The following is a 20244-nucleotide window of genomic DNA, read 5'->3' as shown; positions in this document are numbered from 1 at the left end:
GACCCTGTTCATCGGTTCTTCCGTTGTTCACACGATCGCGCGGACGCGCGGACGGCCGCGCGCACCGGAAACCAGTTCGCCGATCGCCCAGACCAGCGCGTCGAGCCGGTCGGGAGAGCGGCCCGAAGAAAGCCCGTCCAGCCCGAAATCGCACATCTCGTCTTCCAGTTCTGCCAACACGCCCACATGGCGCACACGGCCCTGTTCATAGAGCGCGGCCACCGGTTCGGCGCGCAGCCATTTGGCGCGCGTCGCCCGCACCGGACTGACATTGACGGTCGGATCGACCATGCCGATCACGCTCTTGACCATGTCGCCGCCCTGGTTGACTTCGGCGACCATGATGTCGGCGCCTGCGGCGTGGTAGGCCGCAACCGCCCGGCCAGCCCATTGGCGCGGCGTCGCCGCGCCAATGCTGTGATCGGCGATGACGTCGACCACGCCCTCATCGGTGAGGCCGGCAATGACGATGCCGCACGCATCCGAAGTCGCTTTCGCACTGGCCGGAGGATCGACGGCAACGACGATCCGCCGATGGTCGTCGCGGCCGGCTGACCTGCTCCGCTCGAGCAGGTCGCGTGTCCAGAGCGCACCATCGCGTTCGCCGAGGATTTCGGCATCGAGTTCCTGCCGTCCAAGCCGCGTGCCGCCATAGCGCGCCTGCATCGTGTTCAGGAAGCCACGCGCCAGATTGGCGGCATTGTCGGCGGTTCTCATCCGGACGGTGACGGTTGCGGCATCATCCATGATGCGCGCCAGAAGCTTGAGCGGCCTCGGCGTTGTCGTCACCGCCAGGCGCGGCCAGTCGCCCAGGCGCAGGCCGAATTGCAGCATGTCCCAGCACTCGCCGGGATAGGGCCATTTGACCAGCTCATCGCACCAGGCGGCCGCGAATTGCGGCCCGCGCAAACTGCCCGGATCATGCGCAGAAAAAACCTGCGCCACCGCGCCCGTGGGCCAGACCAGCCGGCGCCGCGTTGCCTCGTAGACCGGCCGGTTATAGAGCGCCGAACGCAAAATGCCGGCCGGCCCCTCGATCATCACATCGCGCACATCGGCGATCGTTTCGCCTATCAAGGCGATCGGCGCCGATATGCCGTCGCCGAACGGACGGGCAGCGCTGGCAAGACCATGCACCCATTCGGCGCCGGCGCGCGTCTTGCCCGATCCGCGCCCGCCCAGCAAAAGCCATGTCGACCAGTTGCGGTCACGGGGCGGGGTCTGCGCCTCCCGCAGGGCCAGAAGTCCGCATCTGAGCGCCACACGCCGGACATGTCGCGACGGTGTCGTCAGCCACCATCGCGGCGGCACGTTCATGGGCAAGCTCGTCGATCCGTTTGTCGATCGCCTCAAAAAAGGCGCGCAGTTCCGCCAGTTCGTCTTCAGGCGTCTCGCCATCCGCGTCACCGCATAAAGCCTTGAGGTCGCCAAACCTCTCGGCCGCCTTGGTCAAAGCCGGAACGGCATCCAGAAACGGCCTGTCGACGCCCACGCTCTGCTCACCCAGCGCGATCACGCGCTCGGCCTGCACCTCAAGCTGCGCCTCCAGCGCCTCAAACACACGGGACGGCAGGGCGATGTACGGCGCCGCGCCTTGGCGGCCCGATCCGGAAACCATCGCAAACCTCTCTTGAAAACCCACAATGGGCCAACGATCCAGCCCTCGTCATGCGACGAAGCGCCGTGTCGACCCAATTTTGTGATTATGCCACTACCCTACGCCGGCACCGTCACGGTGTCAAGAAAATATTCCTATCATCGAGCATTTTTTTGAACGGACCTTCCATGTCGACCTCTTCCGACGCGCGCACTGCCACCGATTACCCGCCGATCAAACCGCAGCACACCGGGCTCGTGGGCAAATGCCCGCGCTGCGGCCGGGGCCGATTGTTTTCGGGCTTCCTCGCGTTGGCCGATCATTGTGAGGTGTGCGGTCTCGACTACGACTTCGCCGATCCGGCGGACGGGCCCGCCTTCTTCGTCATCACGTTCGCCTGCATCCCGGTGGTCGCGTTCGCGATCTGGATGGAGGTCGCCGTCGGCGCGCCCTATTGGCTCAACGCGCTTTTGACGTTTCCCCTGCTGCTGGCGTTCTGCGTTCTACCGCTGCGCCCGCTCAAAGGCCTGATGGTTGCAACGCAATACTATCACGGTGCCCGCGAAGGCGCGCTGGACCCGGCCGGGAACGCCGGAACCGGCGCCGGTCGTTAACGCCAAACACGGGCGGGCCATTGCCGGACATGGCGAAATGCGGCAAGACAGGATCAGGAGCCTGTGGGGTGCGGGCTCTGCGAGTTGGCATGAATGGGGCCGGGCGCCGGCAAGGCCGGCAGCGCAGCGCGCATTTTGCGACATGGATGATCTGAACCTGCCAGACGACGGCCGAAACAAGAGGCCGCACAAGAAGTCGTCATTCCTTCTGGAAATTGACGCGTGGATCGATTCGGCCATCTACAATTCCGGTTTCAGGGCGGCCCAGACCTGGGAAGACATCACGATCTTCTTCCGCAGGTTCCGCCCGCGCGGGTTTCGCCGTGTGTTCTTCGAGGCGGCCGGAGATGCGATGACGCTGGGCATGCTCGGCCTGATCGCGCTTCTGGCTTTGGCCATCCCGTCCTCGCGCGAAGTGGCGCAGGACTGGCGCAACCAGGACCAGTTCGCCGTCACCTTCCTTGACCGGTACGGCCGCGAGATCGGCCAGCGCGGTATTCTGCACACCGATGCGGTGCCGGTGGAGGATCTGCCCGATCATCTGGTGAAGGCGGTTCTGGCCACGGAGGACCGGCGCTTCTTCGATCATTTCGGCATCGATGCGATGGGGCTTGTGCGCGCGATGACGGAAAACGTACGCGCCAACTCTGTCGTGCAGGGCGGTTCGACGATCACCCAGCAGCTCGCCAAAAACCTGTTCCTGAGCAATGAGCGGACGCTGGAACGCAAGATAAAGGAGGCATTCCTTGCGCTGTGGCTGGAGGCCAATCTGAGCAAGGAGGAGATCCTCAAGCTCTATCTCGACCGCGCCTATATGGGCGGCGGCACGTTTGGCGTGGGCGCTGCGGCGAAGTTCTACTTCGACAAGGATGTGCGTGACGTCAATCTGGCCGAGGCGGCGATGCTCGCGGGCCTGTTCAAGGCGCCGGCGCGCTTTGCACCGCACATCAACCTGCCGGCTGCACGCGGCCGGGCGAACGAGGTGCTGACCAACATCGTCCAGGCCGATTTCATGACCGAAGGCCAGGTCACCGGCGCACGGCGCGAGCCGGCCGACGTCGTGCTGCGCAACAATGCCGAAAGCCCGGATTACTTCCTCGATTGGGCATTCGAGGAGGTCAAGAACTTCATCATCGCCGAGAACCTGCCGTCCCGGTCCGTGGTGGTGCGGACGACGATCGATTCGGAGTTGCAGCGAGCTTCGGAAGAGTCCGTGCAATTCTTTCTGCGCAAGCATGGGCAGGATTACAATGTCGGCGAAGCCGCGGTGGTGCTGATCGAGGCCAATGGCGCGGTCCGCGCCCTTGTCGGCGGACGCGACTACGGGGTGAGCCAGTTCAACCGGGCGACTGCGGCGGAGCGTCAAGCCGGCTCGTCGTTCAAGACCTATGTCTACGCGGCGGCCATCGACGCGGGACTTACCGACGCCACCGTCATCGCCGACCAGCCGATAACCTGGCGCGGATGGTCGCCGCAGAACTACAACCGCTCCTTTGCCGGACGGGTCACACTGGCGACCGCCCTGGCCCGCTCGATCAACACGGTTCCGGTCCGTATCGCGCGCGACCATCTGGGCGGAACCAAACCGATCGTGGACATGGCGGCGAAGATGGGCGTCGAATCGAACATCATCAGCCATCACACAATGGTGCTGGGCACGGCGGGGATGACGGTCATGGACCAGGCGACGGGTTATCTGACGCTGGCCAGCGGCGGCATTGCCGGTACCCGCCACGCCTTCACCCAAATCAAGAGCGTGTCGGGCGAAATCATCTATGACCGCCGGCGCACAACCATCGAGGGAACGCGCGTCCTCGACGCCGACAAAGCCGAGATGCTGAACCGGATGCTGGTCAATGTGACCGAGTGGGGCACCGGACGACGTGCGGCGCTCGACGGGATCAAGGTCGCCGGCAAAACGGGAACGACGCAAGCCTACCGCGACGCCTGGTTTGTCGGCTACACCGGCAATTTCACCGCGGCGGTATGGTACGGCAATGACGATTATACGCCGACCAACCGGCTGACCGGCGGCCGTCTTCCCGCCATGACATGGCAGCGCATCATGTCCTATGCACACCGCGATGTGGACCTTGTGCCGCTTCCCGGCGTCGAGGACTCGATCCGTCCGGTGGCCGAGGAAGAACCGGCAATCGCAACCGAAGAGGGTGTTGAGTCTCTGCCATTGCGACGGCTGGCCTTGTCCGAAGAAGCCGTCCGGTTCCTGATCGCGCTGGAGGACAGGCTGGGCAGCGTGGCACCGCTGTCCTCTGATCCGCAGCAGCTTGCCGCGCGGTCGCGTTGACATGCAGCGACGGGCCGATGCACAGCGCGGGCGCGGCGCAACAACGCGCGCCAGGATGGGCTTTTTCGTTCCGACACAGCCCGCAGCTCCCGCCAGACTCCCGACGTCCGTCCAATGATGCGCACAATCCTGACCGTCGCCTATGTGCTGGGCCTTGCATTCGCCTTGGGCAGCTACAGCGCATGGGCGATCACCGATCGGTTCGCCGGTTTTTCCGCCCTGTCCATAGGCCAGTGGACGGGTTATCCGCGCGCCGGCTCGCAAGACGCCGATCCCTACGCGCGCGCTCATGCCGCCCGCAATGGGGGAATTGCGCTCGGTGCGGCCGAAGGTCTGGCGTTCAGCGCAGCCCGCGATTCAGAAGGTGCAATGATCGTGGGTACCTGCAGCTATGTCATAGAAGGCCGTCTGCCCGCCAGCCGGCTTTGGACGCTTCGGACCGTCGACCAGAACGGCCGGACACTGGAGGCCCCCGAAGGATTGTCGGCCCGAACCCACAACCGGGCAATCCTGCACGATCCCGATGGCAGCATCCGCATTTTGGTGTCCGACGAGGCGGAACCCGGCAACTGGTTACATCTGGATCACGAAGGACCGGTTCGGTTCGTCCTGGCGCTCTACGATACGGCCATCGCGACAAGCACGGGCCTGATCGATTTCTCGATGCCGGACGTGCGGCGTGTGAGGTGCCAGTCTTGACGCGGTTCCTTTATGCAACCCTGGTCGGTCTGGTCGGGGCGGCCGTTGTGCACCTGGTCATCGTTTTCCTGCTGCCGCTTGTGTCCGCAAACACGCCCTGGAACCAGATTGCCGGACAAACCGAGGAAAACCGTCCATATCGGTTGCCGACCAGAACGGCCGATGCCGCGTTCGGAAGCGGGGTGCACGGAACCGACCCCTTTTTTGAAACGATCGTTTGCCGGTACGATCTGGCCGATGGCGCCGCGCACCTGCGGTCAACCGGGCGTGTTCCGCTTTGGACGGTCAATCTCTACGACAGTTTGGGGACCGGCTTTTTTTCCGCCAACGACCGGCTGGCGGCCGGTCAGCGCCTGGATCTGGCGGTTCTGAACGCCTCGCAGTTGCGCTTTGTCCGACAGAGCACGCCCACCGAACTGGCCGGCGCGATCATAGCGCCCGCAGACGATCCGCGCGGATTTGCGGTGGTGCGGGTGTTTGTGCCGGACGAGACGTGGACCGGCATCAGCGCGCGCTTTGCCGATGCGTTGGAATGCCGATCGCTGGAGTTCTGACGCCGCTGGCCCGGCAATCTCAGTGATCGGTTGCGGGCGCCTTTGCGCGACGGCGGGCAGATCGGTCTTTGCCTTTGGCGCCGGACGAGGCCTTGCCGCCGATCGGCTCGCGACGAACGCCCGTGAACAGCAGCAGTGTTGCCGGGCCGGTTTTCGCCAGAAGATCGGACCGGCGCTTCGATTGCAGCCGTTCATACGCCGCCCGGTAGGAGGCCATTGCAACGATGTCGGCCATGGGAACCCCTTTTCGTGTCCGATGGCGAGTAACCCAAGGTTGCGTGCTTATGGTTAACGCATTGCTAACGCTTGCGCGCTAGCTTTGCTTGCATGCAGAACCAACGCCTAGCCAGGATGCTCATCGAGAACGCCGATCAGTTCGCGCGGCTGAGCAATCCTTCCACCGAAGATTGCATGCGCATCCAGAAGCACATTCTGGAGAACATCGATCTGGTCTCCGCGGACGACCGGCGCGCGATCGCCGCGATTTTCGCACCGTTGGCCACAACTCCGCTGGAGATCGTGCATTTCTTCTGCGACAGCGACGAAGCGATCGCGGCACCTTTCGTTGCCAGGACGCCGGCGGTCGACGATCGCATGTTGTTGACGATGATCGGCAGCTACCGTGCCGGTCCGCGCGTACGCGCCATCGCGCGCCGGCCAGACCTGTCGGGTCCCGTGCGCGCCGCGCTGCGCGGGCTTGACGATCCGGCCGTCGATCGCGCGCTTGAATTGCGCCAAACCCCGCAAACGGCTCAACGCTCCGCCAATGGGCATAAGCGCAGCGGTCCGACCCAGCGTCTGGACGCCGGCGCGCTCAGCCAGATCGCGGTTCTGGCCGGCGAACAATCGCGGTCGCTGTTCGAAACCGCTCTGGCGGACTGTACCGGGCTTTCCATGACCAGCGCGCGCATCCTGTGCGACGATCCGACGTCGCGCAATCTGCTTTTTGCCTTGCGTTTCATGGGCTTCGATGGCGAGCAGGCCATGTCCGTCTTTCAGGGTCTCGCACCGGATTTGGCCAACGATACCGGCGTACAACGCAGGTTCCGCTCCGCCTACGACGCAGTCGGCCTTCACGATGCGGCCGACCGTGTCCGGCGGTGGCAACTCGAAGAACTGGAATCGCTTGTGGCGGGGCAACAGGCGGCCAATTCGCAGATCGAACCGGCACCGGTTGCGGACAAGGGCGCCGCCTGACAGCGCAGGCTAGCCCTCAACCGCAAGCGCGATCAGGCCGTCCACCGGCCTGTTCCAGTTCTCGATCTCGACAAGCCAGAAATCGGGATCGAAGCGGGCTTCGCTTTCGGAGAACTGACGCAGGGCCTCGTCGCCTTCGAGCTTGCGGGACAGCACGAACCGGCGCCCTTCATCCGCCAAATCGGGCGTGTCCGGGCCGGGCGGCGCACTCTGGTAAACGTCATAGGAACCGCTTGCATGATCGGCCAGCACGATTACGACAGCGCCTGCCTGGGCGTTGCCGCGCCGTGCCACATAGCCGAACGCGCCACCGGCGCGGGCCGTGCGCAAAAGCGCACCGACGAAGATTTCCGATGTGACGCGCGGTGCCATCGACCGGCCTTTAATCGATCAGGCCGACCGCGACCATCTTGTCGAGCAGCGCGGTGTCGATTTCGCCCGTGACCGGCATCCGAAACAAAGCCTGGAACTCGCGAACCGCCATGCGGGTCTGCTCTCCGGCGACGCCATCGACGCGGATATCGTCGTTGCCGAATGCCTTCAGTCCCGCCTGGACCCGCAAAACGTCCGGATCGGCGACGGGCGCCAGCGCGGCGTCCTGCACCCTGTTGTGCTCCTGCGCCGCCGGCGCGCTCACCGGTGGGGTTCCGATCTGCGGAGCCGGCGCGGCCGGCCGCGGACGCGGGATCGCAGCGGTGACCATCATGTTGTTGCGCAGGCTGGTCAGCAATTCGTCGGCCGACAGGTCGATGCCGCGCAGGCCGACGCTCGTCTTGTAGGCCTCGATGGCGGCTTGCGTGCGTGGTCCGGCAATGCCATCGACGGCTGCGTCGTAAAAGCCAAGCTCTGCCAGCATCTGCTGGAGTTCGGCCGTCGGGTCCTGCTGTGTGGACGTGATTTGTGGTGCGGCCACGACCTGCTCGACAGTCGCGGAATCGGCCACCCGCTCGCTCGGCCGTGCCAGCGGAACGGCGCCGGGCACCGACGTGTCGGAGGGATCTTCATTGAAAACGATGCGGGTGACCGACGATGGCTCCGGCGATCCGCCGTCCGTGGTGCGTTCGTCACTGCGAAGCGCGTGGCGTCTGTCCGTCAGCGTATCGCGGGTCTCGAAAAAAGCCGAGGGATGCGCGCCGTCCTGCAGATAAAGCGCATTGATGCTGGCGTAGGAGACCACGCCGAAAACGCCGAGCCCGGCAAGAACAGGCCGACGATTCCGGACGGCAAGGCGCCACAGCCCGTGCGTCAGCTCGCCAAGCACACTGTCACGATCATCCATGTCAGCCAAATAGTCGCGGCGCATCGGCGATCTCCTTGTCATTGTCTTCGTTCGGATCCGGGCTTGACGGCCTTAGCGGGGTGATCCGGTCATCCGTGTTCCCGCTGGCCGCGGCTTCGGCGGTGACATGAGGCAGGATCACGGTCACGCACGTGCCGATCTCCGGAGCGCTCTCGATTTGCATCGTGCCGCCATGCAATGCTGCCAGGCCCTTGACGAGAGACAGTCCGAGCCCTGTTCCCTCGCATTGCCGTGTGTAGGAATTGTCGATCTGGGAAAACGGCCGGCCCAGCTGGTCGATGTCCTCGGGCGCGATGCCGATCCCGGTGTCCGAAACCCGCAGAACGAGCGCATCGGGCGACGTCTCGGCATCGATCGTCACGCAGCCATTTTCAGGCGTGAACTTGACCGCGTTGGTCAGCAGATTGGTGACGATCTGACGGACCGCGCGCCGGTCGGCATGGGCGGGAGCGCCCGTCTTCTCCATGTGGAGATTGACGTGGACGCCCCTGGCTTGGGCGCGCGGAGCGATCATTTTCGCCACGTCGCGAACGGTGCGCTCGAGATCGAAGGCTTCACGATTGATCGCGTATCGGCCCGCACCGATCTTCGAAACGTCGAGCATGGCGTTGACGACCGAAAGAAGGTGGGTGGCCGCATCATGGATCAGGTCGGCATAATCGCGCTGACGGTCGGGCGGCAGGGTACCCAGCGTATCGCCGCGAACCAGATCGGCAAATCCGATGATCGCGTTGAGCGGCGTGCGCAACTCGTGGCTGACCATGGCAAGGCGGCTGCCTTCGGGGTCGGCCGCGGTTTGCGTTTTCAATGCCGTCTGTTCGACATCGCAGGCGATCAGAAGCTGCACCCCGCCCGAAGCATCCGGCGACAGGATCACAGCGGCCGGCTCCAGCGACTGACGATCGCCGGCGCCGCTGCGGTCGAAGCGAAGGGTGAGGCCCACAGGGGCCGCATCGCGCACACAGGCGCGCGACACGGCGCGCAGGAAGGCGACACGATCACCGACATGGATGCGGTCAAGCATGCGGTCACCGGCGGCCAGTGGCCCGGCCATGCGGTCGGGAAAGTCAAAGCGCCTGCGAACGACCGTCTTTTCGTCGATGTGAACGGCCCGGGCCAAGGCCGGTTTCGACGCGACGCTATCGGGCGATGCCGGCTTGGCTTGCGGGCCGCCGCCTGGTTGCCTGACAGCGATCGCCGCCCGGGCAGCCCAAACGGCGCCCAAGGCAAAGAGCGACGACGACAGTATTGCCGCAACGGTCAGGGACAATGGCGCATCGCCATTGCCGAACGCCGCCGCCAGGACCAGCCCTCCAGCGGCGCCGGAAACGGCCGCAGCCAGCAGCGCAGCAATCAGCCGGCGGCCAAAGCGGCCACCCGATGCAGCCCAACCCCAGTCGTCGACGGGACTGTTTTCGAGAAAACGCAACACGATACTCAAACACCCAACCGCAAATCCCAACGGCAGACCGACACTCCCATGCCACCGTTTACGAATGGATAAACCGGAGCCCGCAAGAACGCCGGACAAAGTCGATTGAGGGTCGAGCCCCTGCCAATTGACGGATATGGTTAACGGATGGATATCGGCGTCAAACCTTTGACCCCACGCCACTTTTCGAGATGAATGGCATTTTATCGGAATTTGTCGAAATTCGAGCTGCGGTCCGGCACGAGCGTTTCACGGCTCTCGACGACAATGTCTGCGGGACAATCGCTTTCGGGGACGACGAGATGATCCGCTTTGCGTTCAAAATGACCGTGTGGGGCTTTCTGGGCCTGATGATCTTGCCGAGCCTTGTTCCGGCAGACGAAGCGGGCACGATTGCCGCAGCCGACGCCGGAACGAACGCCCAGACATCGATCCACGCGGCGCGCTTCGCCGGCGCGGTGGCCGAAGACATGGGTTCGCTGTGCACGCGGCAACCCGCGCTTTGCGAGAGCGGCCGGGCGCTCGCCGATGCTGCGCTGGCGCGTGCGCATCAGGGGCTTGTCATCGCGGCGGGCTTCATCGAGCGGGCGCAAGCGGGCGATGAAGCCGCGCAGTCGCCCCAGGAAGGCGCCTGACACCGGACAGCCTGGCGCGCCGAGCGGCCCCTTGAGGCTGGTCGGCAACGGCCATATGTAGGACGCAGCCAAGTCCGCATCCGGGTCCGCAATGACACGTGCCATCGATACGATCATCGACGATTTCGACCTCCTTGACGATTGGGAGGACAAGTACCGCTATGTCATCGAGCTCGGACGCGAACTGCCCGATATGGACGACAGCGAGAAAACCGCCGCAAACAAGGTCAATGGCTGCGTCAGCCAGGTTTGGGTCGTCGCCGAGCCCGGCGAGGGCGAAACGCTGCACTTTCGCGGCGACTCGGATGCCCACATCGTTCGCGGTCTCGTGGCGATCATGATCAGCGCGCTGTCCGGAAAGCCGTCGCACGACATCGTTGCGTTCGATGCCGAGGCCCTGTTCAAGCGCATCGGCCTGGACAGCCACCTGACGCCGCAGCGTGCGAACGGACTTCGGTCCATGGTCGAACGCATGAAGGCGGAGGCAGCCGGCATGGCCGCGGCCTGAGCGCGGGGCGCACCGGTCACATGGGCGGGCGGTAATCCGACCCGCCCCAGTGCCGCATGCGTCGCGGCGCATCCGGCGGTGGCGGATTGTAGTGCCTGTCCAGAGCCTCAAGCGCCGTTCTGAGCACGACCTTTGCCGAACGGCGCGGCCATTTGCGCTCCAGTTCCACCTGCTCAAGTCCCTTGAGAAAACAGCACACATCCGCCAGAAGCCCGGCCAGTTCGGGACCGACAGCGTCAAGCGCGCGATTGAACCGGGCGCGAGCATCAAGCGCACGGTCGGACAGATCCTGCCGCCCTTTTGCGCCGCCGCCATCGCGTACGGTGCGGGCCGGATCCCACGAAACGGAAACGGACGCTGCCAATTGACCGAACTCGAAGTCGGAGCGCAATCGTTCGCCCGCCAGCAGATGGCTCTGCTCAAGCCATGCTCCGCCCCGCGAACCGCCGGGCCGCGCCAATCGCGCAAGTGGTGATTCGGCGTTGTTGCGGATGAGGCCCGATTGGCCGTCGATTGCGGTGCTCGTGACCTGCCGGTGCTGGCCTGCGAAATCGCCGCCGGCCATCGTCCGCTTGCGCCAGGTAAGACCATCGTTACTGACCGACGCCAGCGTCCGCCCCGTGGAAGGACATGCGGAGAGATCGAGCCAACCCTTGCGAACCATCGCCTCAAACTGCGCGGCGGGACAGCGCACGGCGCGGATATCGGTCAGATGCAGCACACAGGTCCCGGCGCCGCCATCGGTAACCGGAACCGCCCCGTGCCGGTCAAGCGCGCCAAGCAGCCGCATGGCGCGCCTGGCAAGACTGTTACCGGCCATTGCCGACGTCCCGCGATGTCCCGAGATGGAAGGCGGCCCGAACGATCTGCTCGACGCGAGCGACGATCTGGTTGAACTCGAGATCGTCGCGCATGTCCTCAACCAGATGACAGGCGTACATGACCGTGCTCTTGTTGCGTCCAAAGCCGGTCGCCACGTCCACCATGCGCATTCCCAGCGTGGTGTGGGCGATGTACATGCCAATCTGGCGCACGCGGGCAATGGCGCGTCCGTGTCGTTTCGGCGACCGCAAATGACGTCCGCTGACCGAGAACAGAACCGCGATCAGATCGATCAGGCCATCGCAGACGGCAACGGCCTCCTCGCCAGCGGGCGAACCGGCCAGGGTGGAGCAGGCGTGTGTGACGTCATGGTCTTCCGGACACGGCCAGTCGACCTCGTCCGCCTCGGCGAATACCCGTCTGAACTGAATGGCCCCGGCATGCTCCAAGCCTTGCATCATCACCTCCATATTGAGGAATAAATTCTTATATTGATGCAGACAAGGTTTGATAGGAAATTTTACCTGGGCAATACAAATTGTTGATTGCGCTTTGTTTTCCAAATCGGCTCGGCACGTTCGGGGGCGACTTATCGAACGTCTCCGGCGCCCTCTTATCGTGACCCACTCTTTTGCCTCGGGTGGGATCATGACGGTGCAGAACAATGCCGGTTCGGGAAACACTTCGCCGGTGGCAGGCGAAGCGGACTGGATGATGTACCGGGTTATCGGTGTGCGGCACCGGGATCTGGATGATGCCAGTCCGGTTGAGCTGGGCGAGCATCTGCGCGCGCTCGACCGCCGCCTGATACGCGAGCGCAACAAGGGTCTTGGCCGGCATTGGTCATACGACCTGAACCGCCATATTGTCCTGAAAACGGTGCGCGACATGGTGGCGGCGTACATCGAAGCCCGCCGTCATGGGCACGGTACGTGATCAGCCTGCAACGCGCTGGCGGACAGTCATCCGAGCATTCGGACGACCACCCGACACATCGCCTGGCGCGCTACTTTTTCTTGACTTTGGCACCCGGCTTGCGGCCGAGACCCATTTCGCGCGCCAGCCGTGAACGCTGTTCGGCATAAGCCGGAGCAACCATCGGATAGTCGGGCGCAAGGCCCCACTTCTCGCGGTACTCTTCCGGCGTCAGGCCATAGTGGCTCATGAGATGACGCTTGAGCGACTTGAACTTCTTGCCGTCTTCCAGGCACACGATGTAGTCGCGCGTGACTGAGCGCTTGGGGTTCACCGCCGGCACGGGCTTTTCGGCCGGACCGCTTTCGGTGCCATCGCCCGTCTTGCCAAGCGCCGAATGCACCTGGGAGATCAACGAAGGAAGGTCGGATGCGGAAACCGGATTGTTGCCCACATAAGCCGAAACCACTTCGGCGGTCAGTTCGACCAGCAGGTTGTTGTCTGTGTGAGGTCTTTGATCGTTATCCAAGGGAGTCCTCGTTCTTGTTATTGATATAGTCTCACCCGTAAGATACGGCCTCTCATGATTTAAGCGAATATGCAAACGTTTCTTGGCGTCATCCAAACACATTTATGTATTTGCACCGTAAGAATTGACATATTGACTGGCACGACCTTTCACCAAAGGTTGTTCAATTGTATTGATTCGACCCTTGGTTGCAGAACCTTCCGGGCATCAATCGCGATTCGCCAGATCGTCGCGCACACTGTCCTTGGTCAGCGGATAGCCCACAGCGTATGCCGCGCGCGCCAGAAGGTGCGCGGCGATCGGCGCGGTCAACAGGAAGAAGACCACGCCTGCGAGTGCCCGGCTCGTCGTGCCCGCGTCGCCCGCATGAACGGCGAGCGCGATCAGCACCAGACCCGAGCCCAGCGTGCCGGTTTTCGAGGCCGCGTGGGACCGCGTGTAGATATCAGGCAGCCGCCAGAGACCGATCACCGCAACCAGCGCAAAGAACGATCCGACGAGAACAAGTAGACCGGCAATAATTGGAGCCAATTCAGTCATTTCTTCTTCGCCTCGCCAATTTCGGAAAATTGCGCGGCATCGGGCATGATCACCGCGTCCTGCGTCATGTCGTCGTCTTCGCTCGGCCCATCGTTCTCGCTGCGGCCACGGGTCAGAACGAACCGGGCAAACGCAACCGTCGCCAGAAAACCGACAAGGCCCAGCGTGATCGCGATATCGACGTAAAGCGTGAAACCCGTCTTGATGCCGATGGCCGCTATAAAGCCGATGGCGGTCGCCACCAGCATGTCGAGCGCAAGAATCCGGTCGGGCAGCGTCGGCCCGCGGATCACCTTGAACACGGTACCCAGGAACGCCAGGCTGAGAATCACCAAGGCGATCTGCACCGACCAGTCGAGAAACTCGGCGGCACCCATCAGCGGAAGGCCTCCAATATCTTGCGCTCGAAGCCGTCGGCGATGTCGGCGCGTATGCTGTCGGGGTCCGAACAATCCAGCGCATGGATGTAGAGCGTCTTGCGATCGGCGGAGACATCCACCGACAGCGTGCCCGGCGTCAGCGTGATCAGATTGGCCAGAACCGTGATTTCCAGATCGCGGTCGACCTTGAGCGGATAGGCCAGAATGCCCGGTTTCAGCTTCATGTTCGGCGACAGCACAAGAATGGCCACACGCGTGGCCGACAGGATCAGTTCGTAGACGAACAGCAGCAGCAGCGAGATGATGCGGTAAAGCCGCGACAGATAGCCGACCGAGCCGACCTGTTCCTGGATGATGGTCAACGCCAATGCGCCGAGCGCAAATCCGAACAGGATGTTGATCAGCGCGAAGCTGCCGGAGACGGCCGCCCAGGACAGGGCGAGAAGGATGTTGGCGAGAAACAGGTTCACTGCACGGCTCCTTCCGCTGCGGCCGGCATCGGCGCGTAGACCGCGTCAATATAGCCAGCCGGGTTCATCAATTCGAACGCGATCCGGTCGGACACCTGGATGAACGGTTCGGGGTAAAGGCCTGCGATGACGGTCAGGCCGCACAGGCCGGCCAGGACCGGCAGGCCCAGCCGCGCCACCGGCACTTCGGCAAGCGACAGCGACCGCATGTCGGGATGGGCGGGGCGCCAGAAGGCGAAAGCGAACAGCCGCACAATGGCGATCGTGGTCAGGAAGCCGGACAGAAGGATGGCGGCGGCCAGCCACCAGGCGCCGACGTCGATCGAAGCCTTGACCAGAAAAATCTTCGGCCAGAGGCCGGAAAAGGGCGGCAGGCCCGAGACGGAAAAGGCCAAGACCAGCGCGACGACCGCCAGCCAGGGTGCGGTTGCATAAAGACCGCCTGCGCGATGAAGATCGAACGTGCCGGCCGCCGCGCCGACAATGCCGACCAAGAGATAAAGCGCGGTCATGACGACCATCGAATGGGCGGTGTAGAATGCCGTCCCCGACAGGCCCGTTGCACTGCCGAGCGCCAGGCCGGCCAGCATGATGCCGATCCCGGAAATCACCAGATAACCCAGAACGCGGCGCATGTCGGTCTGGGCGAGCGCACCAATCGCGCCGAGCAGCATCGATGCGGCGGCAACGACGGCGATCGCCACGGCCAGATCGTCGCGGTCGGCCGGAAAGATCGTCAGAAGAATGCGCAGCAGCGCATAGACGCCAACCTTGGTCAGGAGACCGGCAAAGATCGCGCCGACCGCCAGCCGCGGCGTGTGATAGGAGGCCGGCAGCCAGAAGTTGAGCGGGAACGCGGCCGCCTTCATCGCAAAGGCAAAGAAGAACAGCGCGGCGATCGTCAGGCGCGGCCCGACCTCGTCCATCACGGCCGCCTTGCGCGCGATGTCGGCCATGTTGAGCGTTCCGAACAGGCCGTAGACATAGGCCACGGCGATCAGGAACAGCGTCGTCGCAACCAGGTTCAAAAACGCGTACTTGGTCGCGCCGTCGAGCTGGTCACGCCTCGAACCCAGGATCAGGAGGCCGAACGAGCCGAGCAGCAGCACTTCGAACCAGACATAGAGGTTGAAGATGTCGCCCGTCAGGAAGGCGCAGATCACGCCCGACAACATCATCAGAAGGAACGGGTAGAAGCCGTAGCGCCGTTCGGTGTTGTCGGCCTCGCGCAAGGCGTAGATGCCGGTCGCCAACCCGACAATGCCGCTGATCAGCGCAAGCGTCGCGCCCAGCATGTCGGCAACGAATGCGATGCCGAAGGGCGGCAGCCAGCGCCCCATGGCCATCACGACCGTGCCGTTGACGAGCACATGGACGAAAAGGCCGACGACACACAGCAGGATCAGGACAAGTCCGGTGATCGCAATCGCCGGCTGCCGTCTGGTGTCCTTGCGGGTCATCAGGCAAAGCGCGGCGAAGATGAAGCCGATGACGAGCGGCATCACGATCAGCCAGTCGGCAAGTGCGGGCGCCTCCATGACGAAGGCGTCGGCTGGGTCGATCGCAGGTCTTTCGGCGGCGGCCATCGGGTCGGGTGTCCTTGAATTCAGTAGCCGAGCGGCGGCAGCGGCTCGCCCTCGGGTTCAGCGTCGCGCATGGCGTACGTGTCGTCGGTGCCAAGCTCCTGATAGGAGCGCATGACGAGCACGAGCAGGAAGGCGAACAGGGAAAAGGCGATCACGATCGCGGTCAGGACAAGCGCCTGCGGCAGCGCGTTGGCGGCGCCCTCGGCCGGCAGATAAAGGCCGCTGGGGATGATCGGCGGCACTTCCCGTGTGATGCGTCCCATTGCGAAGATCGTCAGGTTCGCACCGGTCGACAGGGTTACGGTGCCCAGCAGGATGCGGATGATGTGCCGCGACAGCATCAGATAGATCGAGACCGCAAAATAAAGGCCGGTCAGGACCGCAACGGCGGTTTCCATCAGTCGCGCTCCTTTTCTTCCAACGCGAGCGCGATGGAGGTGATGGCACCGAGCACGACCAGATAGACGCCGATGTCGAAGATCAGCGTCGTGGAAAGCTTCAGTTCAACGCCGAAAACGGTCGGGTAGATCCAAAGACCTGTCATGTAGGGCACGCCGGCAAACAGCGAGAACATCCCGGCGATCGCACCAAGGAACAGGCCAAACCCGGAAATCGCCATCGGATGATAGCGGATCGCGCGCCGCACCGGCGAAACGCCGCAAGCGATGCCGTAGATGGCCAGCGCCGATGCGGCGATCAGTCCGCCGATAAAGCCGCCACCGGGTTCGTTGTGCCCGCGCAACAGGACGAAGATCGAATAGAGCAGCATCAGCGCGGTCAGGTACGGAGCGGTTGCCCGGAAGATCAAGGTGCGCATCGGCTCACTCCTTGCCCACGGCGACGGGTTCGGGCGCGGGCACGCGCGGCGCCGGCGCGCTGCCCAGCGACCGCTTGGGCACGATCCGCAGAAGGGCGAGAATCGCCAATCCGGCCACCATGACGACGCCGATCTCGCCGAACGTATCCACCCCGCGGAAGTCGACGAGGATCACGTTGACGATATTGCGGCCCTGGGCGAGCGAATAGGAGTAGAGATTGAAGAACTCGGTCAGCGTCCGGTCGAACGGCGTCTGCAGGATCTGCAGCAGGATGAAGGTCAGCGCAACGCCGCAGGCGATGGCGATGGTGCCGTCGAGCACCGTCTGGCCGGCGGAGCGATGATCCTGCGGCGACAGGCGCAGCCGCGTCATGGCAAGCGCCAGGATGACCACGGTCAGCGTCTCGACCATGAACTGGGTGAAGGACAGGTCCGGCGCGCCCATCAGCATGAACAGGATCGCGACGGCGAAACCCTGAATACCGAGCGAGACGATCGCCGTCAGGCGGTTCTTGGCACGCACGACCGCAATCAGGCCGATAGCGATGATGGAAACGGTGACCCACTCATAGATCGACAGGACCGGGAAGGCCGGAACCGCGGGCCACTCGTCGGCGACGAACATGGTCCGGAACAGCCACAGGGCCAGCAGCACGAAGGTCGCCGTCATGTAGAATTCCATGCGGCCGTTCTGCAGCGTGCGCGTCAGAACGACAGACAGGCGAACCAGCCCGCGCATGAACTGGTCGAACCCTTGGTCGGGACCCCAGCCGATCGCCTCGAGCGAGGCCGCCATTGCAGCGCGCAGACGGGCCAGTCCGAAATAGAGTATGGCGCCGATTGCAATGGTGACGATCGACAGCGTCAGCGCGATGCCGGGCTTGGGGATGATGGAGATGGTGATCTCAAGCGGCGCACCGGCGACAGCCGATGCCATCGGGCTTGAAATGAACTGGTGGAACAGACCCGACCAGAGGGCGGCAGCAAGGCTCAGCGCGGCCAGCAAAACCGGCCCGGCATACATCAAAAGCGGCGCCTCGTGCGCGGATTTGGGCGTTTCGACCTTGGGGCCGAGGAACGGTTTGACGGCGACGGCAAAGCCGATCACCAACATCAGCGCATTGCCGACGATCGCAACGGTGGTGATGAAGATCGACCAGGGATCGGACGCGGCGATGCCGTAATAAATCTCCTCCTTTGCGAGGAACCCGACGAAGGGCGGCAGGCCGGCCATCGAGAAGGCCGACAGGATCGCGGCGCCGAAGGTGATCGGCATGGCCGCCAAAAGTCCGCCGAGCCTGGTCACGTCGCGGGTGCCGGCCTCGTGGTCGACATTGCCGGCCACCATGAACAGCGCACCCTTGAACAGCGAATGCGCGACCAGATAGAGGACCGCGCCTTCGATCGCCTTTTCGGTGCCGAAGCCGGTGAGCATGACCAGAAGGCCGAGCGAGGCCACGGTCGTATAGGCGAGCATCAGCTTGAGGTCGGTCTGGCGCACGGCAAGGAAGGTGCCCACAAGCAGCGTCGCGCCGCCGAACAGCGGCAAAATGGTTTCCCAGGCAATCGTGTCGCCAAGCACCGGATTGAGCCGCATCAGAAGGTAGACGCCGGCTTTGACCATGGTCGCCGAGTGCAGATAGGCCGACACGGGCGTCGGCGCCTCCATCGCGTTGGGCAACCAGAAATGCAGCGGAAACTGCGCAGACTTGGTGAACGCGCCACCCAGAACAAGGATCAGGGCCGCCAGATAGAACGGGCTCTCGCGAACCAGATCGCCGGTGCCCAGGAGCAGCGAGAACTCGCTGACGCCTGTCATGTTCCACAGGAAGATGAGACCTGCCAGCAGGATCAGCCCGCCGCCGCCGGTGACAACCAGCGCCTGCATCGCAGCGCGGCGCGAGCGCTCGGCATTGTGGTTGAACCCGATCAGCAGGAACGAGGTGATCGAGGTCAGCTCCCAAAACACGAAGAACATGAAGAAGGAGTCCGACAGGACCAGCCCCTGCATCGCGCCCATGAACATCAGGATGAAGCAGAGGAACCGGCCCTGCTGCGGATGGCCCTTCATGTAGCCGCCCGCATAAAGAACGATCAGCGTGCCGATGCCCGAGATCAAAAGGGCAAAGGTCAGGGACAGGCCGTCGATCAGCCAGGAGAAATTGACGTTGAAGGACGGAATCCACTGAACGCCGCCCGTCACCCTGCCGCCCTCGGCCACTTGGGGCAGAAAGCCGGCAAAGTGGACGAAGATGAGCGCAGGAACCAGGGCCAGGACCCAGGCGGCATTGTGACCAAGAAGCCTGACCAGAACAGGTGCAAACGCGGCCGCGATGAAGGGCGCAAAAAAGGCGAGAAACGTCAGATCCATGAGGTCTTGGCGTAGGTTGTCTTTTCTGCGCGGGACAAAAAAGCGGCGTGATTGTTGTTATTTGCGCCGGATTTAGGCGGGAAGTGATGGCTAGGCAAGATCATGCCCGTCCGATTTTACCGATTTTCGCACACAACCGGGCCGTTTGCGCCCCCGCGCTGCGGCAAAACTGTTTGGCCGCGGCACGGCACATGGTGTCGCTGAAGCGCGGACAACGATCGGTCGATCTGGGTGCGACGCGCCGGTCAAGTGCTGGTCTCCGCCTGCATTGCCGCGATTACATCAGCGTCGATTTTCCTGGCGGCCTTGTAGGCGGAACGCTCCCGCAGCCGTGCGGCATAGGTTTCGAAAGCCGGCGTGGATGGCATCGTGCCGAATTGCAGACCCCAGTCTACCTGTGCGCCGACATAGAGATCGGCTGCCGTGAAGCGACCGCCGCACACATAGTCGCGGCCTTCCAGGAAAGCGGACAGCGTGTGGACAACGGCATCGTAGGTGCCGAAACCGAGCGTTGCCGATTTTTTGGCGTCCAGGCCCTCGTCCCATTTCATGGCGTGCGACGTAATGGCCTGTTCGACGGGACCGGCCGCAAAAAACATCCAGCGATAGCAGTCGGCCTTCTCGGTTCGCGTCTGTGGCGCAAGACCCGCCTCCGGGAAAGCCTCGGTCAGATAGAGACAGATAGCGGCCGCCTCGGTGACAATGGTGTCGTCATGAACAATGGCCGGGACCTTGCCCATCGGATTGACCGCCAGATAGTCGGCGCTCTTCATCTCGGCGCCGAAGCCCAGAATGCGCTCCTGGTAATCGGCACCGACCTCGTGAAGCGCCCAGCGGGCGATCTGGGCGCGGCTCATCGGGTTTGTGTAAAACGTCAAAGCCATCGGCTCACCTCCCGAACGAATTTCTTTCCGGCGCGATTGCAATCACCGCGCGGCAGCGTACCTAGAAGCGCGACAAAAGCACAGCGGAC

The 20244-nt window shown here is 63.6% G+C and carries 25 protein-coding genes; 8 read left to right on the top strand and 17 right to left on the bottom strand.

All coding sequences use genetic code 11. From position 1 onward, the window contains the following. Positions 1 to 27: 27 nt before the first annotated feature. Both ACOQOU_RS14820 and ACOQOU_RS14815 read right to left on the bottom strand, forming a co-directional pair. Entirely contained in the window at positions 28 to 1263 is a 1236-nt protein-coding gene (locus ACOQOU_RS14820) for a DNA-packaging protein (RefSeq protein ID WP_245412866.1), read from the bottom strand. Next, positions 1208 to 1618, bottom strand: a complete 411-nt coding sequence (locus tag ACOQOU_RS14815) for a hypothetical protein (RefSeq protein ID WP_109767303.1) — start codon at positions 1616 to 1618, stop codon at positions 1208 to 1210. Before ACOQOU_RS14815 ends, ACOQOU_RS14820 begins: the two co-directional genes overlap by 56 nt. 167 nt (positions 1619 to 1785) lie before the next feature. Between ACOQOU_RS14815 and ACOQOU_RS14810 the strand changes: the two genes are divergently transcribed. The 4 genes from ACOQOU_RS14810 to ACOQOU_RS14795 all read left to right on the top strand — a co-directional run bounded on the left by ACOQOU_RS14810 (position 1786) and on the right by ACOQOU_RS14795 (position 5769). Next, positions 1786 to 2211, top strand: a complete 426-nt coding sequence (locus ACOQOU_RS14810; protein WP_109767304.1) for a DUF983 domain-containing protein — start codon at positions 1786 to 1788, stop codon at positions 2209 to 2211. A 142-nt stretch (positions 2212 to 2353) separates the two neighbouring features. Beyond that, the gene (locus ACOQOU_RS14805; RefSeq protein WP_109767382.1) at positions 2354 to 4516 is read left to right on the top strand and encodes a transglycosylase domain-containing protein; all 2163 of its coding nucleotides are present in this window, start codon (positions 2354 to 2356) and stop codon (positions 4514 to 4516) included. Positions 4517 to 4630: 114 nt separating this feature from the next. Then, on the top strand, positions 4631 to 5215 hold the full coding sequence (locus tag ACOQOU_RS14800; RefSeq protein WP_109767305.1) for a DUF1214 domain-containing protein: 585 nt from the start codon (positions 4631 to 4633) through the stop codon (positions 5213 to 5215). Beyond that, a complete protein-coding gene (locus ACOQOU_RS14795; protein ID WP_306024549.1) occupies positions 5212 to 5769 on the top strand; it encodes a DUF1254 domain-containing protein in 558 nt (185 codons plus the stop codon). Before ACOQOU_RS14800 ends, ACOQOU_RS14795 begins: the two co-directional genes overlap by 4 nt. A 19-nt stretch (positions 5770 to 5788) precedes the next feature. Here the strand turns inward: ACOQOU_RS14795 and ACOQOU_RS14790 are convergent, their stop codons facing one another. After that, positions 5789 to 6004 (bottom strand): hypothetical protein, encoded by a 216-nt coding sequence (locus ACOQOU_RS14790; protein ID WP_109767307.1) that lies wholly within the window; start codon positions 6002 to 6004, stop codon positions 5789 to 5791. 176 nt (positions 6005 to 6180) lie between these two features. On the opposite strand from ACOQOU_RS14790, the gene ACOQOU_RS14785 reads away from it, so the two are divergent. Then, on the top strand, positions 6181 to 6966 hold the full coding sequence (locus ACOQOU_RS14785) for a hypothetical protein (RefSeq protein ID WP_306024548.1): 786 nt from the start codon (positions 6181 to 6183) through the stop codon (positions 6964 to 6966). A 9-nt stretch (positions 6967 to 6975) separates the two neighbouring features. Here the strand turns inward: ACOQOU_RS14785 and ACOQOU_RS14780 are convergent, their stop codons facing one another. From ACOQOU_RS14780 to ACOQOU_RS14770, 3 genes are read right to left on the bottom strand one after another with little or no spacing between them, the layout of a single operon-like run. After that, the gene (locus ACOQOU_RS14780; protein WP_109767309.1) at positions 6976 to 7338 is read right to left on the bottom strand and encodes a DUF1491 family protein; all 363 of its coding nucleotides are present in this window, start codon (positions 7336 to 7338) and stop codon (positions 6976 to 6978) included. 10 nt (positions 7339 to 7348) lie between these two features. Further along, the gene (locus ACOQOU_RS14775; RefSeq protein ID WP_306024547.1) at positions 7349 to 8269 is read right to left on the bottom strand and encodes a peptidoglycan-binding protein; all 921 of its coding nucleotides are present in this window, start codon (positions 8267 to 8269) and stop codon (positions 7349 to 7351) included. Beyond that, positions 8247 to 9698, bottom strand: a complete 1452-nt coding sequence (locus tag ACOQOU_RS14770) for a sensor histidine kinase (protein WP_420578890.1) — start codon at positions 9696 to 9698, stop codon at positions 8247 to 8249. The genes ACOQOU_RS14775 and ACOQOU_RS14770 overlap by 23 nt, the downstream gene beginning before the upstream one ends. A gap of 302 nt (positions 9699 to 10000) precedes the next feature. Between ACOQOU_RS14770 and ACOQOU_RS14765 the strand changes: the two genes are divergently transcribed. Beyond that, complete coding sequence (locus ACOQOU_RS14765; RefSeq protein WP_158585242.1) at positions 10001 to 10333, top strand: DUF5330 domain-containing protein; 333 nt, start codon at positions 10001 to 10003, stop codon at positions 10331 to 10333. Positions 10334 to 10424: 91 nt separating this feature from the next. Further along, positions 10425 to 10841 (top strand): SufE family protein, encoded by a 417-nt coding sequence (locus tag ACOQOU_RS14760; RefSeq protein ID WP_109767313.1) that lies wholly within the window; start codon positions 10425 to 10427, stop codon positions 10839 to 10841. 16 nt (positions 10842 to 10857) lie between these two features. Here ACOQOU_RS14760 and ACOQOU_RS14755 read toward each other — a convergent pair whose 3' ends face one another. After that, the gene (locus tag ACOQOU_RS14755; protein WP_109767314.1) at positions 10858 to 11661 is read right to left on the bottom strand and encodes a DUF6456 domain-containing protein; all 804 of its coding nucleotides are present in this window, start codon (positions 11659 to 11661) and stop codon (positions 10858 to 10860) included. Beyond that, complete coding sequence (locus tag ACOQOU_RS14750) at positions 11651 to 12226, bottom strand: helix-turn-helix domain-containing protein (protein ID WP_306024544.1); 576 nt, start codon at positions 12224 to 12226, stop codon at positions 11651 to 11653. Before ACOQOU_RS14750 ends, ACOQOU_RS14755 begins: the two co-directional genes overlap by 11 nt. Before the next feature lie 85 nt (positions 12227 to 12311). On the opposite strand from ACOQOU_RS14750, the gene ACOQOU_RS14745 reads away from it, so the two are divergent. Continuing rightward, positions 12312 to 12599 carry a hypothetical protein gene (locus tag ACOQOU_RS14745; RefSeq protein ID WP_109767316.1) on the top strand — a complete coding sequence of 96 codons (288 nt, stop codon included), beginning with the start codon at positions 12312 to 12314 and terminating at the stop codon, positions 12597 to 12599. A 70-nt stretch (positions 12600 to 12669) separates the two neighbouring features. On the opposite strand, the gene ACOQOU_RS14740 is transcribed toward ACOQOU_RS14745, so the two are convergent. The 9 genes from ACOQOU_RS14740 to ACOQOU_RS14700 form a co-directional block, all read right to left on the bottom strand. Then, positions 12670 to 13107, bottom strand: a complete 438-nt coding sequence (locus ACOQOU_RS14740) for a MucR family transcriptional regulator (protein ID WP_306024543.1) — start codon at positions 13105 to 13107, stop codon at positions 12670 to 12672. Between the two features lie 207 nt (positions 13108 to 13314). Further along, on the bottom strand, positions 13315 to 13647 hold the full coding sequence (gene mnhG / locus ACOQOU_RS14735) for a monovalent cation/H(+) antiporter subunit G (RefSeq protein ID WP_306024542.1): 333 nt from the start codon (positions 13645 to 13647) through the stop codon (positions 13315 to 13317). Next, complete coding sequence (locus ACOQOU_RS14730) at positions 13644 to 14024, bottom strand: cation:proton antiporter (RefSeq protein ID WP_109767319.1); 381 nt, start codon at positions 14022 to 14024, stop codon at positions 13644 to 13646. Before ACOQOU_RS14730 ends, mnhG begins: the two co-directional genes overlap by 4 nt. After that, positions 14024 to 14497: a Na+/H+ antiporter subunit E gene (locus tag ACOQOU_RS14725; protein ID WP_109767320.1), complete on the bottom strand. Its 474-nt coding sequence runs from the start codon at positions 14495 to 14497 to the stop codon at positions 14024 to 14026. The genes ACOQOU_RS14730 and ACOQOU_RS14725 overlap by 1 nt, the downstream gene beginning before the upstream one ends. Beyond that, positions 14494 to 16083, bottom strand: a complete 1590-nt coding sequence (locus tag ACOQOU_RS14720; protein ID WP_306024541.1) for a Na+/H+ antiporter subunit D — start codon at positions 16081 to 16083, stop codon at positions 14494 to 14496. Before ACOQOU_RS14720 ends, ACOQOU_RS14725 begins: the two co-directional genes overlap by 4 nt. Positions 16084 to 16103: 20 nt before the next feature. Continuing rightward, positions 16104 to 16481 (bottom strand): Na+/H+ antiporter subunit C, encoded by a 378-nt coding sequence (locus ACOQOU_RS14715; protein WP_109767322.1) that lies wholly within the window; start codon positions 16479 to 16481, stop codon positions 16104 to 16106. Continuing rightward, positions 16481 to 16900, bottom strand: coding sequence for a Na+/H+ antiporter subunit B (locus tag ACOQOU_RS14710; RefSeq protein ID WP_109767323.1), 420 nt, complete (start codon positions 16898 to 16900; stop codon positions 16481 to 16483). Before ACOQOU_RS14710 ends, ACOQOU_RS14715 begins: the two co-directional genes overlap by 1 nt. A 4-nt stretch (positions 16901 to 16904) precedes the next feature. Then, positions 16905 to 19271 (bottom strand): putative monovalent cation/H+ antiporter subunit A, encoded by a 2367-nt coding sequence (locus ACOQOU_RS14705; RefSeq protein WP_306024540.1) that lies wholly within the window; start codon positions 19269 to 19271, stop codon positions 16905 to 16907. A 245-nt stretch (positions 19272 to 19516) separates the two neighbouring features. Beyond that, complete coding sequence (locus ACOQOU_RS14700) at positions 19517 to 20155, bottom strand: glutathione S-transferase family protein (RefSeq protein WP_306024539.1); 639 nt, start codon at positions 20153 to 20155, stop codon at positions 19517 to 19519. Between the last annotated feature and the right edge of the window lie 89 nt (positions 20156 to 20244).

Origin of the sequence: Oceaniradius stylonematis, from assembly GCF_965223445.1 — a bacterium.
Lineage (GTDB): Bacteria > Pseudomonadota > Alphaproteobacteria > Rhizobiales > Rhizobiaceae > Roseitalea > Roseitalea stylonematis.
Note: the sequence above shows the minus strand (reverse complement) of the source record. Positions and strands in the feature narration are given on the sequence as shown.

Coding starts and splice junctions, on each gene's coding strand:
- ACOQOU_RS14815 (WP_109767303.1), bottom strand. CDS start 1,618: ATGGTTTCCGGATCGGGCCGCCAAGGCGCGGCGCCGTACATCGCCCTG.
- ACOQOU_RS14810 (WP_109767304.1), top strand. CDS start 1,786: ATGTCGACCTCTTCCGACGCGCGCACTGCCACCGATTACCCGCCGATC.
- ACOQOU_RS14805 (WP_109767382.1), top strand. CDS start 2,354: ATGGATGATCTGAACCTGCCAGACGACGGCCGAAACAAGAGGCCGCAC.
- ACOQOU_RS14800 (WP_109767305.1), top strand. CDS start 4,631: ATGATGCGCACAATCCTGACCGTCGCCTATGTGCTGGGCCTTGCATTC.
- ACOQOU_RS14790 (WP_109767307.1), bottom strand. CDS start 6,004: ATGGCCGACATCGTTGCAATGGCCTCCTACCGGGCGGCGTATGAACGG.
- ACOQOU_RS14785 (WP_306024548.1), top strand. CDS start 6,181: ATGCGCATCCAGAAGCACATTCTGGAGAACATCGATCTGGTCTCCGCG.
- ACOQOU_RS14780 (WP_109767309.1), bottom strand. CDS start 7,338: ATGGCACCGCGCGTCACATCGGAAATCTTCGTCGGTGCGCTTTTGCGC.
- ACOQOU_RS14775 (WP_306024547.1), bottom strand. CDS start 8,269: ATGCGCCGCGACTATTTGGCTGACATGGATGATCGTGACAGTGTGCTT.
- ACOQOU_RS14765 (WP_158585242.1), top strand. CDS start 10,001: ATGATCCGCTTTGCGTTCAAAATGACCGTGTGGGGCTTTCTGGGCCTG.
- ACOQOU_RS14760 (WP_109767313.1), top strand. CDS start 10,425: ATGACACGTGCCATCGATACGATCATCGACGATTTCGACCTCCTTGAC.
- ACOQOU_RS14755 (WP_109767314.1), bottom strand. CDS start 11,661: ATGGCCGGTAACAGTCTTGCCAGGCGCGCCATGCGGCTGCTTGGCGCG.
- ACOQOU_RS14745 (WP_109767316.1), top strand. CDS start 12,312: ATGACGGTGCAGAACAATGCCGGTTCGGGAAACACTTCGCCGGTGGCA.
- mnhG (WP_306024542.1), bottom strand. CDS start 13,647: ATGACTGAATTGGCTCCAATTATTGCCGGTCTACTTGTTCTCGTCGGA.
- ACOQOU_RS14730 (WP_109767319.1), bottom strand. CDS start 14,024: ATGGGTGCCGCCGAGTTTCTCGACTGGTCGGTGCAGATCGCCTTGGTG.
- ACOQOU_RS14720 (WP_306024541.1), bottom strand. CDS start 16,083: ATGGCCGCCGCCGAAAGACCTGCGATCGACCCAGCCGACGCCTTCGTC.
- ACOQOU_RS14715 (WP_109767322.1), bottom strand. CDS start 16,481: ATGGAAACCGCCGTTGCGGTCCTGACCGGCCTTTATTTTGCGGTCTCG.
- ACOQOU_RS14710 (WP_109767323.1), bottom strand. CDS start 16,900: ATGCGCACCTTGATCTTCCGGGCAACCGCTCCGTACCTGACCGCGCTG.
- ACOQOU_RS14705 (WP_306024540.1), bottom strand. CDS start 19,271: ATGGATCTGACGTTTCTCGCCTTTTTTGCGCCCTTCATCGCGGCCGCG.
- ACOQOU_RS14700 (WP_306024539.1), bottom strand. CDS start 20,155: ATGGCTTTGACGTTTTACACAAACCCGATGAGCCGCGCCCAGATCGCC.